The sequence below is a fragment of the Halogeometricum pallidum JCM 14848 genome, assembly GCF_000337095.1.
Taxonomy (GTDB): domain Archaea; phylum Halobacteriota; class Halobacteria; order Halobacteriales; family Haloferacaceae; genus Halogeometricum; species Halogeometricum pallidum.
In genome coordinates, this window is the sequence record NZ_AOIV01000023.1 from 77,549 (window position 1) to 90,803 (window position 13,255).

The 13,255-nt window shown below is 68.7% G+C and carries 9 protein-coding genes; 1 reads left to right on the forward strand and 8 read right to left on the reverse strand.

All coding sequences use genetic code 11. From position 1 onward, the window contains the following. Positions 1-78: 78 nt before the first annotated feature. From C474_RS09750 to C474_RS09780, 7 genes are all read right to left on the reverse strand, one after another. The gene (locus tag C474_RS09750; protein WP_008386310.1) at positions 79-2,940 is read right to left on the reverse strand and encodes a PAS domain S-box protein; all 2,862 of its coding nucleotides are present in this window, start codon (positions 2,938-2,940) and stop codon (positions 79-81) included. A gap of 269 nt (positions 2,941-3,209) precedes the next feature. Further along, positions 3,210-3,599: a ferredoxin Fer gene (gene fer / locus C474_RS09755; protein ID WP_008386312.1), complete on the reverse strand. Its 390-nt coding sequence runs from the start codon at positions 3,597-3,599 to the stop codon at positions 3,210-3,212. Positions 3,600-3,711: 112 nt separating this feature from the next. Continuing rightward, entirely contained in the window at positions 3,712-4,866 is a 1,155-nt protein-coding gene (locus tag C474_RS09760) for an inorganic phosphate transporter (RefSeq protein ID WP_008386314.1), read from the reverse strand. A gap of 162 nt (positions 4,867-5,028) precedes the next feature. Then, entirely contained in the window at positions 5,029-6,357 is a 1,329-nt protein-coding gene (locus C474_RS09765) for an O-acetylhomoserine aminocarboxypropyltransferase/cysteine synthase family protein (RefSeq protein ID WP_008386316.1), read from the reverse strand. 48 nt (positions 6,358-6,405) lie between these two features. Continuing rightward, positions 6,406-6,783: a hypothetical protein gene (locus tag C474_RS09770; protein ID WP_008386317.1), complete on the reverse strand. Its 378-nt coding sequence runs from the start codon at positions 6,781-6,783 to the stop codon at positions 6,406-6,408. 51 nt (positions 6,784-6,834) lie between these two features. Next, positions 6,835-8,043 carry a homoserine O-acetyltransferase MetX gene (gene metX, locus C474_RS09775; RefSeq protein ID WP_008386318.1) on the reverse strand — a complete coding sequence of 403 codons (1,209 nt, stop codon included), beginning with the start codon at positions 8,041-8,043 and terminating at the stop codon, positions 6,835-6,837. Position 8,044: 1 nt separating this feature from the next. Continuing rightward, positions 8,045-9,328, reverse strand: coding sequence for an O-acetylhomoserine aminocarboxypropyltransferase/cysteine synthase family protein (locus tag C474_RS09780; protein WP_008386319.1), 1,284 nt, complete (start codon positions 9,326-9,328; stop codon positions 8,045-8,047). 110 nt (positions 9,329-9,438) lie between these two features. Between C474_RS09780 and C474_RS09785 the strand changes: the two genes are divergently transcribed. Beyond that, complete coding sequence (locus C474_RS09785; protein WP_049916894.1) at positions 9,439-11,808, forward strand: HEAT repeat domain-containing protein; 2,370 nt, start codon at positions 9,439-9,441, stop codon at positions 11,806-11,808. Positions 11,809-11,967: 159 nt separating this feature from the next. Here C474_RS09785 and C474_RS09790 read toward each other — a convergent pair whose 3' ends face one another. Continuing rightward, complete coding sequence (locus C474_RS09790) at positions 11,968-13,176, reverse strand: pyridoxal-phosphate-dependent aminotransferase family protein (protein ID WP_008386321.1); 1,209 nt, start codon at positions 13,174-13,176, stop codon at positions 11,968-11,970. Positions 13,177-13,255 lie beyond the last annotated feature (79 nt).

The following is a 13,255-nucleotide window of genomic DNA, read 5'->3' on the forward strand; positions in this document are numbered from 1 at the left end:
TATCCCCCCCGCGTAATCCGGCGCTATACTGATTCATCGTCCGGTCGCAGATCCCCGAAAACGAGCGAGAACAGTTCGTCACTCGCCCTTGCGGATGTGCCGGTTCACGGTCGGTTGCGACACGTCGAGGAGTTCTGCGACTTGCTTTCCGGTCGCCTCCCGAGGCCAATCGAAGAAGCCCGCGAAGTACGCCGTCCGGAGCACCTCCTCCTGTCGGTCCGTGAGCCGCTTGCGGTAGAGCGCTCGGAACTCCGACTCCGTCTGGATGGGCCGCTCCAGTTCGCGGCGGGCGACGAGTTCGACCCCGTCGTACGTCCGGAGGAGCATATCCAAGAACGCCCGGATATCCCCGGTTCGGGGGAGTTCGACGGTGAGCGTCGCGCCGTCGGGCGTCGCCGTGAACCCGGTGGGGTACGCGCCGTAGTCGAGGAGTGCGCCGAAGAAGTTCCCGTCTTCGAGCGTGGCCTCGAACAGGTAGCCGTCGTCGCGTTCGGCGATGAGACTCCCGTCGCTGATGGTCGTCAACTGCGAGGAGAGAGACAGCGTCTCGTCGGGGTCGATGCCGCCGACGACGAAGAAGATGCGAACCTCGCCGTCGCCCCGTTCGACCAGGGCGTCCAGCTCGAACGTGGTGTCCGTCTCCCTCGCTAGCGTGACGGGCGGGACGTCCACGTCGTCCATGCGGAACTCCAGTTCGACCGCCCGGTCGCTGACGAGCGCCTTGCGCCGTTCGAGGGCGTTGATGGCGAAGCCGATGCTCTTGCCGAGTTCCTCCAGCACGTTCACCTCCAAGTCGTCGAACACCCCGGGTTCGTCCGCATAGAGGTTCAACACCCCGTACATCGTCTCCTTGTACACCAGCGGAATGGAGGTGGACGCGCGGAACCCTCGCTGGAGGGCCTTCGCGCGCCACGGTTCGAACGGCGGGTCGGTGTGGAAGTTGTTCTGCACCTGCGGTTCGCGCGTCCGGAGCGCCCGACCTGCCGGTCCTCGTCCCGTCGGACTGTCGTCGGCGGTGACGGTGATTTCGTCCAGATAGCCGCGGCCGACGCCGGCGGACGTCTTCGGGACGAGTTCGCCGCTGACCGTCTCCTGTTCGCCGATCCAGGCGAAGCGGTAGGGGTCCGCGTTGACCAACTGCGTGCAGACGACCTGCTCTATCTCCTCGCGCGAGGTCGCCTCCGTGAGCGCCCGCGTCAGGTCGCGGATGACCGTGTTGATGCGGTTCACGCGTTCCAGCGAGGTCGTCCGCGCCTCCAACTCCTCTTTCTGCTCGCGGAGCGTCTGCTCTCTGTCGGTGCGCTCCAAGGCGGCGCGCACGTTGGCGACGAGGATGTTCGCCAGGATGACGTCCGTCTCGGAGAACGCGTCCGCCTCCGGCCGACCGCTGACGAAGACGCCGTACTTGCCGATGGGGAGAACGACCGCGCTCCGAAGCGGCGACTCCGAGGACTCCTCGGCGGCCACGTCGTCGAACACCGCGCTGGTGCTGCTGGCGTACACCCGCCACGGCACGTCGGAGTCGGGGCCGAACAGCGACCCGTCGCCGACGTACTCCTCGGCGGCCTCGGTGCGCGCCGTGACGACGAGTTCGCCCCGGTCGTCGTACAGTTTAATGTCCGAGAGGGGGAAATCGAGCGTCTCCGCCGCCGCCCGGACGGCCAGTTCGCACACCTCCTGGGAGGTCTCGGCGGTCGTCAACGCCTGCGCCGTCTCGTTGAGTGAGGCGAGTTGCGTCTCCCTGCGCTGCCGGTCGGTGATGTCGCGGACGACGCCGACGCGGCCGTACGTTCCGTCGCCGAGCGGGAACGGCGAGATGCGCGCCTCTAAGGGGACGTCGCCCCGCGGCGTCGACACCGTCGTCTCGTACGTGACGGCGTTCTCGTCGTTCCGCAGCAACTCCGTCAGGAGCGACTCTATCTCCTCGGTGGTCTCGTCGTCGCTCACCGTCGCCGCCGCCGTGCCGAGCAGGTCCTCCTCGGACCGACCAACCAGTTCGGTGTACGCCCGGTTGACCGCGACGAACCGGCTCCGGTCGTCGAGGACGTATATACCGTCCTGCACAGTCTGGACCATCGCCTCGTACCGCTCTAACTCTCTCTCGCGGCGCTTCTGGTCGGTCACGTCGCGGGCGACGCCGATGAATCGGCGCTCCTCGTCGTAGCGGAGTTCGTTGAACGCGATGCTCAGTTGGACCTCGTGGCCGTCGCGGTGGACGGCGGGGAGTTCGACCTCCTCCCAGTCGAGGGTTCGTTCGCCCGTCTCAAGGTAGCGAGCGAGTCCCCGTTGATGTTGTTCGCGCATCTCCTCGGGCATCAGTACCGTGAGCGGTCGCCCGATCAGTTCGTCGGGCGGGTAGCCGAGGACGTTCTCGACGGCCGGATTCACGAACCGAATCGTGCTCTCCTCGTCTATCGAGAGCACGACGTCCGAGAAGGCGCCGAGGAGCGTTCGCAGTTGTATCCGGGTGGGGAACTCCCGTTCGGACCGCGTCGTCAGGGCGACGACGTGGTCGCCGAGGACGGCGGCGTCGTCGGGACCGGTGTCCCGGACGTACTCGTCGACGTCAGCGCCGCGAACCCGGCCGAGGAGTTCGGGCGAGTGTTCGGCGTCGAACAGGACCGTCGTGACCGACGGATACCGCGCGGCGACGGACGCGAGGAAGTCGACGCCGTCGCCGGCGGACGGAGCGTCGCCGTCGTTGAGGGCGGTCGCACCGTCGTCAGCCGAGTTCACCTCGGACGACTCGGCGGCCGTTAGGGAGAGGCGGGCGACCACGCAGTCGACCGACGACTCCGAGAGCGCCGTCTCAGCGGCCGACGCGGTCGTGACGGTCCGGAGTCGGAGGTTCGGATGGGATTCCCGGAGCGTCGAGCAAAGCGCGTCGGAGCGGTCCGAATCGGCGTCGACGTAGAGGGCGAGGGGTTCGTCTGATGACATGGAGGGCTAACGGGATGGGACAGCGTTAGCGAACTTATTTGTCTGGCAGTCTGATAAACGACTCGGCTGCGGTGAACGGTGCTGCGGAAGGGAGCGGAGACGGCGCGTCAGAGGCTCTGAGACGAAAGTAGAATAGAACTGTATTCTGATATGTCAGTGTTAATTTATACATCGGCGTCGTGACTGCCGGCTCGCCGGTTGAGCGACCGTCGTCAAAAATGGAGTGCGAATCGACCACATCGGGTCGTATATCGGGAGATATACGGCCGTTAGATGACGCGGTTCTGGAGGTAGTCGAGGTGCTTCGCGTTGTAGACGATTTTGACCTCGTCGGCCTCCGGCGACCCGATGCAGGTGAGACGGACGTTCTTGTCAGAGACCTCCTCGTCGGAGAGAATCTGCTGCATGTCCATCTCGATTTCGCCCTCTTTCAGGATGGCCGCGCAGTTCGCGCAGGCGCCGGCGCGGCACGAGAAGGGCCAATCGTAGCCCTGTGCCTCGGCGGCTTCGAGGATGTACTCGCCCTGGTTGACTTCGAGAGAGCCGTAGTCTTCGTCGTCGAAGTCCGCGTCTGCGGCCTTCTCGAAGAGGTCGTCGTCGTTGATATCCCAGCCGTTGTCGTCCAGCGTCTCGTAGTTGAGGTATTCTACCGTGGGCATCACCGCATGGTTCAGGACCCACGCCATTAGACTTTGCTGTTTTTCGCTGAAAAGATGGGCCCTCGAAATCGGGAGAATCCGACCGCTTGGCCGGCCTAAAACCGGATTACGGTCACAGCGGCGTGGCCGAAAACAGCGCGTACGACGCCACGGCCGACAGCGACGGCGTGAGCAACCAAAAGAAGATGACGCGGCCGGTCGTCCCGGGGTCGAATAAGTCCGACCCGGCGAGGTCGGTTTCGGACTCCTCGCCGACCGGCGGCACGTCCTCGCGCGTCTCGGCGGTCAGCGCGTTCACCGACATGCCGGGGGACTTCCCGCTGATGGCCTCGCCGATGGTTACCGTGCGGGTCGCCCGCCCCCATCCGAGTCCGACGATGCACATCGTCGCCGAAACGGCGAGGCTGGCGGGGATGCCGATGTACGAGAGGAACGTGATGAGCGACGCCGAGACCGTCTCGACGATGAGAGCGGCGAGGATGGGCAGTTCCGTCAGGTCGTTGCCGACGGTGTCGAGCGTCCGCCGGGCGATGGTGAACGCGCCGAGACCGATGGCGCCCGCGCTGAGGAGGATGCCCTCGTTGATTCCGAGGGCGCCGTTACCGACGAGGGGGGCGACGGCGTTGGCGGCGTTCGACGCGCCCGCCGAGTACGCCATGTAGCAGGCGATGACGACGACGAGAACCGTACTGGCCGCCTCGCGGACGGTCGTGTTCGGACCCAGTTTCGGCATCGGGACGCCGTCTCTGTCCAGCTCGACGAGTGCCCCCGGCGAACTGTCGAGTTTGAGTTTCGCGTCGAGGTAGGGGTAGACGTAGCGGCCGACCATCGCGCACACCCAGAAGGCGATGACGGGTGCGACGATCCACCACGAGACGATTTCGAGCATCACGCCCTCGTCGAGCGTTCCCGTGGCGATGCCGAGACCGGCGATGGCGCCGACGGCGGTCATGGAGGTGGAGGCGGGGACGCCGAACGTGTTCGAGATGAGCAGCGCGAGGCCGACGAAAAAGAGGACGGCGACGCTCGCTACGAGCGTGAACTCCGACTGCGGGACGATCTGACCGCCCATCGTCTTTATCACTTCGCGGCCGGCGGTCCACGCGCCGAACAGGGCGAACGCGGTCATCAGCGCGCCCGCGGCGAGTTTGCTGAGGAGGCCGCTGCCGACCGCCGGACCGAAGGCGACGCCGGTGGAGGAACCGCCGATGTTGAAGCCGACGAAGACGGCGACGAGGAGGCCGACGATGAGGAGTATTTCGACCACGAGTTGCGTTCGGTGCTCCGTCCGTTAAACGTCACCCATTCGGTCGCTGAACCGCGGTCGGGCCGTCGTGCCGGGGAGAACTCCTCGAACTGCCGCGGCCATCGCTCTCCCCTTCGTCGTCGGTCGTTCTCGCTCGGACAGTCGCTCGGACGGTCCCCCGCCTCAGTCCGTCGCCGCCTCGATGGCCTGCGCCAGGTCGGCGACGATGTCTTCGGCGTCCTCGATACCGACCGAGAGGCGAACCATGTCCGGCGTGACGCCCGCGGCAGCCTGTTCGTCCTCGGTCAACTGCTGGTGGGTCGTCGAGGCGGGGTGGATGACGAGCGTCTTCGCGTCGCCGACGTTGGCCAGCAGGGAGGCGAGTTCCACCTCGTTGACGGTTCCGCGGGCGGCCTCGTAGCCGTCCGCGAGGCCGAACGTAATCATGCCGCCGTATCCCCCTTCCAGATACTTCGACGCCTCCTCGTGCGTCTCGTGCGATTCGAGGCCGGGGTAGTTCACCCACGACACGGCGTCGTGGTCTTCGAGGAACTCCGCGACGACCATCGCGTTCTCGCAGTGTCTGTTCATCCGCATCGGGAGCGATTCGATCTTTTCGAGCGTATTCCACGCGTCGAACGGCGACTGAGCGTTACCCAAATCGCGCAAGCCGCGGGCGATGGCCGCGTAGGTGAACGCCGCCTCGCCGAACCGCTCGGAGAAGTCGACGCCGTGGTACGCCGGGTTCGGCTTCGCTATCTCGGAGTACTTCTCAGCGTGTTCGGTCCACGGGAACGACCCGCCGTCGACGAGGGCGCCGCCGATTGTCGTGCCGGCGCCGTGAATCCACTTCGTCGTCGACTCCCACACCAGGTCGGCGCCGTGTTCGAGGGGACGGCAGAGGTAGGGGGTCGCGAAGGTGTTGTCGACGAACAGGGGGACGCCGTTGTCGTGTGCGACTTCCGACAACCGCTCGAAGTCCGGCGTCACGAGGGCGGGGTTGCCGATGGTCTCGACGTGGACGAACGCGGTGTCCTCGTCGATGGCCTCGTCGTAGGCGTCGTAATCGAGCGTGTCGACGAATTTGGTCGTGACTCCCCGTCGCTCGACGGTGTGGGTGAGGTAGGTGTACGTCCCGCCGTACAGTGAGGAGGCGGAGACGATGTTGTCGCCCGCCTCCGCCAGCAGGAAGGTCGCGAGGTCGAACGCCGCCATCCCCGAGGCGGTGGCCGCCGCGCCGACGCCGCCCTCGAGCGAGGCGAGTCGCTCCTGCAGCATCGCCACGGTCGGATTCATCAATCGCGAGTAGATGTACCCCTCCTTCTCCAACGCGAACTGGTCCGCGGCGTCGTCCGCGTCGTCGAAGACGTAGGAGGTGGTCTGGTAGATGGGCGGCGCACGCGCGCCGGTGGCCGCGTCCGGTTCTTGCCCGGCGTGGAGGCTCCGCGTGCTGAATCCGGGCGTCTCGTTCTCTGCGCTCTCGTCGTCCGCGTGGTCTGTGTCGTCCGCCATGCGCGTGGGGACGCGTGACTGGGTGTTAAAACGACGCGACAGACGGCGTCACGCCGCGTCGCCTCGCGGACCGTTCAGCGACGCCCCCGAGAAGAACAGGAGGAAGCCGACGACGCCGGTGACGGCCACGACGAGGGGCGAGAACGCGTACAGGACGAGGCCGAGGGCCGCGACGGCGACCAGTAGCGTGCCGACGGTGATGGCCCACGACCGACCGCGGCCCGCGGCGACGGCGAGGCCGACGAGGGCGACGACGACGCCCGTGAGACCGATGACGACGAAGACGTTCACCTCGCCGGCGAGGAGGGCGTCCAGCCCTCTCGGAACCGTCACGGAACCGACGAGCAACCCGTAGTAGGCGACGAACGCACCGACGGCGGCGGCGAGGAGGCCGCCGAGACGACCGAGGAGACGCGCGAGTGACATACCGGTCCGGTGGTTCGGACGCGGGAAATCGCTTCGGGTCCGAACCGCCGTTCACCGACTGAACAGCGAGGAGTGCACCGGCGCGAAGTCCCGGTCGTCCGGCAGCGACTCGGGTTCTTCTTCGGTGTCGTGGACGGCGCGGCCGTCGACGCCGTCGTCGAGGAAGTCTCGGAGCGGCGGGCCGACCTTCTCGGGTTCGACGAGGAAGGCGTCGTGGCCGTGGTCGGACTCGACGACGTGGTGGGCGACGGGCGCGTCGAGTTCGCGGAGCGACTCGGCCAGCGACTCGGACTGCTCGGTCGTGAAGTGCCAATCGCCCGTAAAGGAGAGCAAGAGCGTCTCCCCCTCGAAGGCGGCGAGGGCGTCGGCGTCGTCCTCGTAGCCCTCCGCGAGGTCGTAGTCGTCCATCGCGCGCGTGAGGTAGAGATAGGAGTTGGCGTCGAAGCGCTCGACGAACTTCTCGGCCTGGTAGTCGAGGTACGACTCCACGTCGCGGTAGGGGAAGTACGCCGCGGCGGGGTCCGTCGGGAACGACTCCCGTTGGGCGTCGCGGCCGGCGGCCCGCCGGCCGAACTTCCGCTCCATCGACGCCTTCGAGAGGTACATCACGTGACCGAGTTGGCGCGCGAGGGCGAGGCCGTCCGTCGGCGGGTCACCGTCGTAGTAGTCGCCGCCGTTCCAGTCCGGGTCGGTGGTGATGGCCCGCCGGGCGATGGCGTCGAGGGCGAGACACTGCGGGTCGAGGCGGCCGGCGGCGGCGACGACGGCGAGGTGGCGCACGTCGTCCGGATAGCGCTGCGCCCAGTCGAGGGCGTTCATCCCGCCGACGCTGCCGCCGACGACGGCGTGCAGGCGGCCGACGCCGAGTTCGTCGAGGAGGAGACGCTGGGCGCGCGTCCAGTCGCCCACCGTGACGGGCGGGAAGTCGGTGCCGTACGGGTCGCCGTCCGGACCCGGAGAGGCGGGGCCGGTCGTCCCGTAGCAGGACCCGGGGACGTTCGCGCAGACGACGTAGTAGTCGTTCGTGTCGATGGCCTTCCCCGCGCCGACGATGTCGTTCCACCACGCGCGGGCCTGTCCGGCCGTGTTCTCCCCGTAGCCCGCGACGTTCTGACTGCCGGTGAGGGCGTGACAGACCAGTACCGCGTTGCTTCCGTCGAACTCGCCGTAGGACTCGTAGGCGACGTCGAGCGAGGGGATGTCCGCGCCGCACTCGAAGTCGAACGCGCCCACGTCGACGGTGCCGCTGTCGGTCTTCATCTTACCGCGTCGCCTCCGCGGCCCGGCGAATCGATTCGTCCAGGTCGGCGACGATGTCTTCCGAATCTTCGATGCCGACCGAGAGGCGGAGCATGTCGGGGCCGACGCCCGCGGCGCGTTGCTCGTCGGCGCTCAACTGCGCGTGCGTCGTGGATGCAGGGTGGATGACGAGCGTCTTCGCGTCGCCGATGTTGGCGAGGAAGGAGGCGAGTTCGGTGTTCTCGCAGGTGCGCTTGGCCGCCTCGTAGCCGTCCGCGAGGCCGAAGGTGACCATGCCGCCGTACCCGCGTTCCAGATACTCGCCGGCGTTGTCGTGCGTCGGGTGGTCCTCGAACCCCGGATACGACACCCACGCCACGTCGTCGTGGTCGCGGAGGGAGGCGGCCACCTCGCGGGCGTTCGCGCAGTGTTTCTCCATCCGGAGCGGCAGGGTCTCGACCCCCTGAATCGTCTGCCAGGCGTCGAAGGGCGACTGCTGGTTCCCGAGCGTTCGGAGCGAACGTTGGCGCGCCGCCATTGCGAACGCCCGGTCGCCGAACCGTTCGGTGAAGTCGACGCCGAAAGCGGGGTTCTCCCCCGAGAGTTCGTCGTAGTCGGCGTGCTCCCAGGGGAACGTCCCGCCGTCGACGAGGACGCCCCCCACCGTCGTCCCCGACCCGTGGATCCACTTCGTCGTCGACTCCCAGACGATGTCCGCGCCGTGTTCGAGGGGTCGACAGAGATACGGCGTCGCGAACGTGTTGTCGACGACCAGCGGGGCGCGCGCCTCGTGGGCGATATCGGCCAGACGCTCGAAGTCCGGCGTCTTCAGCGAGGGGTTGGCGATGGTCTCGACGTGAACGAACGCGGTGTCCTCGTCGACGGCCTCCTCGTAGGCGTCGTAGTCGAGGGTGTCCACGACGCGCGTCTCGACGCCGCGGCGCGAGGCCATCTTCGTGAGGTACGTCGAGGTGCCGCCGTACATGTCGGCCGACGCGACGACGTTGTCGCCGACGGACGCGAGGATGCTCGCGGCGGCGTCGAAGGCGGCCATGCCGGAGGCGGTGGCGACGGCGCCGACGCCCGATTCGAGCGCCGCCAATCGGTCTTCGAGCACGCGCGTCGTCGGGTTCGAGATGCGCGAGTAGACGTCGCCCTCGGCGTCGAGAGCGTACAGGTCGGCGGCGCGGTCGGCGTCCTCGAACAGGTACGAGGTGGTCTGGTAGATGGGCGGCGCGCGCGACCCGGTCGTAGAATCCGGCTCCTGCCCGGCGTGGAGGCTCCGGGTGTGGAACCCGTGTGTCATGTACTACACGCATATTCCTCGTGAGAGATATAACCTGCGGTTACGGTAGCCGACGACGGCGAGTCGGGCGCACCGAAGTGTTTTTTCGCTCCGCAGAACGTCTCCGACTCATGTCGAATCAAACGGGCGCGGTGGACGCCCGAATCGAGGTGGGGTACGACGCCGCGGTGTACGAACGACTCCGCGGCGGGGAGTCGAATCCCGACGCGGTCGTCCGGGTGGTGGCCGACGGTCGGGAACTGACGCGCGGGCGCGACGGCCTCCGTCGGCACTGCGCCCGACTGCTCGACGCCGCGGAGTCGGTGCTCGCCGACGACCCCGCGACCGTCGAGTGCTACGGGGGCGGCGGACGGTACCGCCTCGTCCCGGCGGGCGAGAGTGTCCGGATCGTCCCGGACGCCGACCGGCGGACGGACGCGGAGGGAGGAACGACGGGCGTCGGGTCGGAGCGCGCGGAAATGAACTCGGACGGGGACGGAGACGCGGACGGGGAAACGGGCGTCACCGTCGACCGGGAGGAGTTCCTGACGGAGATACTGCGGACGGCCGAGACGTTCTGCGACGTGGCCGTCGGAGCGAATCCCGCGCTGGCGGCGGACGTCGCCCCGATGCGCGAACGCGTCGGCGCCGCCCGCGTCGCCGCCGCGGGGTTCGGGGAGTGGGGCCTGCCCGTCCGCCTCCTCGACGCCGTTCCGGAGACGGCGTACGGCGGGACGGTGTACGCCCAGACGGCCGTCGTCGCCGCCGGCGACGCTCGCTTCGGCGCCTTCGACGGCGAGACGCTGGCCGACGACTGCGCGCGCGACGCGCCGGCCGCCGCCCGAATCTGGCTCTCGGACGTCGAGGCGGTCGCCCGCGGCGACGGCGTCGGACGGCACGTCGAACCGAACCCGGACGCCCTCGTCTGGCACGACCACGCCTTCGCCGGCGAGGTCGTCTCCGTCGGACCGATTCCGGCGTCAGCGCGCACGCCTGCCGACCGCGCCCCCGAGCGGTACGCACTGCTGCACGTCGGCGCGGGCACCGTGGCGTTCGACCCCGACGAGGTCGAAACTGGAGCGGAAGGAAAAACGGTCGCCGCGGGTGACCGCCTCCGCCTCCACGCCTCGCGCGTCCACCTGAGCGACATCGACGTCACCGACGCGCCGTCGCTGACCGACCGGTCGGACGCGTCGCTCCGCGACTCGCTGTCGGACCCCTCGCGCCGCGCCGCCGCCGCCGCGGAACTCGCCCGGCGCGGGGACGACGACGCCGTGGCCGCCCTCGTCAACTGTCTCCGAACCGACCCGCCGATGGCGGACCGCCGCGCTCTCGTCCGCGCGTTGGACGTGCTGGACGACCGGGCGGCCGTACCGGGACTCGTCGACCGACTGGCCGACCCCGACCCGGACGTGCGCCGGGCCGTCGCGGCCGCCCTCGCCACCGTCGGCGACCCCGAGGCGATGGACCCGCTACTGGCCGCCGTGCGCTCGGAGTCCGACGCCGCCACGCGCCGCGCCATCGCCCGCGCGGCCCGCGACGTGGACCCGACGAACGCCCTCGATTACTTCGCCAGCCTCGTCAGAACCGACACCGACCCGGAGGTACGCGAGACCGTCGTCCGCGTCCTCAGCGGGACGCGGAGCGTCCACGCGGAGGCCCTCGTCGTGGAGGCGCTGGACGACCCGGACACCGCCGTCGCCTGCGAGGCCATCGACGCGGTCCGGTGGCTCACCGACGAGCGACCCGTGGGCGGCCTCCTGCGCCGTCTCATGGACGACGACCCGACGGTCAGAGTCGCCGCCGCCGGCGCCTTCGTCGAACTCGGCGCGCGCGCCTCCGACTACCACGACGGCGGGGCGTTCGGCCCGGAGACGCGGACGCGCGTGGTCCGCTCGCTGCTCGAACGGTTGGACGACGAGAGCGCCGCCGTCAGGGCGACGGCGATAGAGGCGCTCGGGTCGCAGGCGCACCCCGAGTCGGTCGCGCCCCTGTGCGACGCCTACGACGAGGACGAGGAGTGCCGGCCGAGCGTCGTCGACGCCCTCGGCCGCATCGGCGACCCGCGGGCCATCCCCACGGTCGTCGCCGCACTCGACGACGACCGACCGGGCGTCCGCCGCCGCGCCTGTCGCGCCTGCGCCCGTCTCAGCACCAAGGCGGGCATTGGCCGGCTCTGCCGCCTCGCTCGCGACGACCCGAGCCCGGCCGTCCGCGTCGAGGCCGTGGAGACACTCGGCCGCGTCGGCAACGACCGCGACGAGGTGTTCGACGCGCTGGAGGCCATCCTCGACGTCCGGGAGGCGAACGCCGACGCGTGCGGGGCCGAGCGGGACCGCTCCTCGGCGTTCGGAGGCGCCGACAACGCGGACCTCCGCTGGGAGGCGGTAACGGCCCTCGGGCGACTCGACCACCCGCGCTCGCGGTTCCTCCTCCGGTGGGTGGCCGAGGAGGACCCCGACGACTCGGTCAGAGACCGGGCGCGCAGTCGGTTAGAGTAGCGAAGGAGAGGGCTCTGTTGAAACCCTCTTCACGTCTTGCGATTTTGTATAGAAGCTAGTTTCAGTCGCATTGGTCGTGAGTGACGAGTAGAGCACCTGTCCTGAATGTCAGCAGCGAAGGGTTTCAACAAGGCCAAGGAGAGAGGGAGAAACGCGGGCTCAGTCGTCGGCGTGCGCCGACTCGACCGTTTCGAGTTCAGCGCGCGCGGCGTCGACGCCGGCTTCCACGTCCGCGTCGACGCCCGCGTCGGCCATCGCCTCGCCGACGGTGCGGACGCCGCGGAGGATGGCGTCGTCGGGCAGACCGCCCATGTTGCTGACGCGGAATATCTGTCCGCCGAGGTGCGCCTGCCCGCCGGAGATGCTGACGTTCCGCTCCGTAACGCCGTCGAAGAACGCCTCGCAGTCGTCGCCGTACACTTCCTCGGGCAGCGAGACGGCCGTGACGGTGTTCGAGTAGTCGCTCTCCTCCCGCAGGTCGGCGAACAGGTCCAGCCCCATCGCGGTGAACCCCTCTCGGAACGCCTTCGCCTGTCGGCGGTGCCGGCGGATGCGCGTCGGCATCGTCTCCTCGACGATGTCCTCGACGGCGACGGCCAGCGCGCGGAACAGGGGGACGGCGCTCGTGAAGGGCGTCTGGTGGCTCTCCGCCTTGCGGAGGTGCCACTCCAAGTCCTCGTAGAACGGCGCGGACTCCCCGTCCAGTTTCTCCTCGACGTCCGCCGAGAGCCACATCGCGCTGACGCCCGGCGGCGCGGCCAGCGCCTTCTGCGAGTCGGTGACGGCGACGTCGACGTTCCAGTCGTCGAGGCGGAACTCGTCGCCGCCGATGGAGGTGACGCCGTCGACGACGAACGTGGCGTCGTGGTCGGCGGCTATCTCGCCCACCTCTGCGACGGGGTTCAGAATCCCGGTGCTCGTCTCGTTGTGAACCATCGTCACCACTTCGGTGTCGTCGGTGACCGCCTCGCGCACGTCGTCGAGGGAGAGGGAGGTGCCCCACTCGGCCTCGACGCGCGTCGCCTCGTCGGTGTGACGGTCGGCGATGCGGGCGAAGCGGCGCCCGAACTTGCCGTTGACGAGCGAGACCGCCTCGTCGCTCTCGCCCACGAGGTTGGCGACGGCCGATTCCATGCCCATCGTCGCCGTCCCGTTCAGGACGAGCGACGTGCCGCCCGACTCGGGGGCGGTGGAAGCGCCGTCGAGCGTCGACTCCGTGAACACGTAGTCCAAGCCGTCCTGCGCGCGTTCGTACACCGCCTCGAAGTCGGCGGACCGGTGCGAGACCATGGGTTCGTCCATCGCCGCCGACACCTCGTCGGTCACCGGCACCGGGCCGGGGTTGAGGAGGAGAAAGTCCTCTGTCATAGGTGGTCGATTGTGGTCCCCACGAATAAGCGGTGCGGGTGCGTGCAAACGTCGCCGTCGCTACCGTTCGTTCACACGG

What these genes read in the sequence shown, in the direction of transcription:
- C474_RS09750 (WP_008386310.1), bottom strand. Translation starts at nt 2,940, where the DNA reads ATGTCATCAGACGAACCCCTCGCCCTCTACGTCGACGCCGATTCGGAC.
- fer (WP_008386312.1), bottom strand. Translation starts at nt 3,599, where the DNA reads ATGCCCACGGTAGAATACCTCAACTACGAGACGCTGGACGACAACGGC.
- C474_RS09765 (WP_008386316.1), bottom strand. Translation starts at nt 6,357, where the DNA reads ATGGCGGACGACACAGACCACGCGGACGACGAGAGCGCAGAGAACGAG.
- C474_RS09770 (WP_008386317.1), bottom strand. Translation starts at nt 6,783, where the DNA reads ATGTCACTCGCGCGTCTCCTCGGTCGTCTCGGCGGCCTCCTCGCCGCC.
- metX (WP_008386318.1), bottom strand. Translation starts at nt 8,043, where the DNA reads ATGAAGACCGACAGCGGCACCGTCGACGTGGGCGCGTTCGACTTCGAG.
- C474_RS09780 (WP_008386319.1), bottom strand. Translation starts at nt 9,328, where the DNA reads ATGACACACGGGTTCCACACCCGGAGCCTCCACGCCGGGCAGGAGCCG.
- C474_RS09785 (WP_049916894.1), top strand. Translation starts at nt 9,439, where the DNA reads ATGTCGAATCAAACGGGCGCGGTGGACGCCCGAATCGAGGTGGGGTAC.
- C474_RS09790 (WP_008386321.1), bottom strand. Translation starts at nt 13,176, where the DNA reads ATGACAGAGGACTTTCTCCTCCTCAACCCCGGCCCGGTGCCGGTGACC.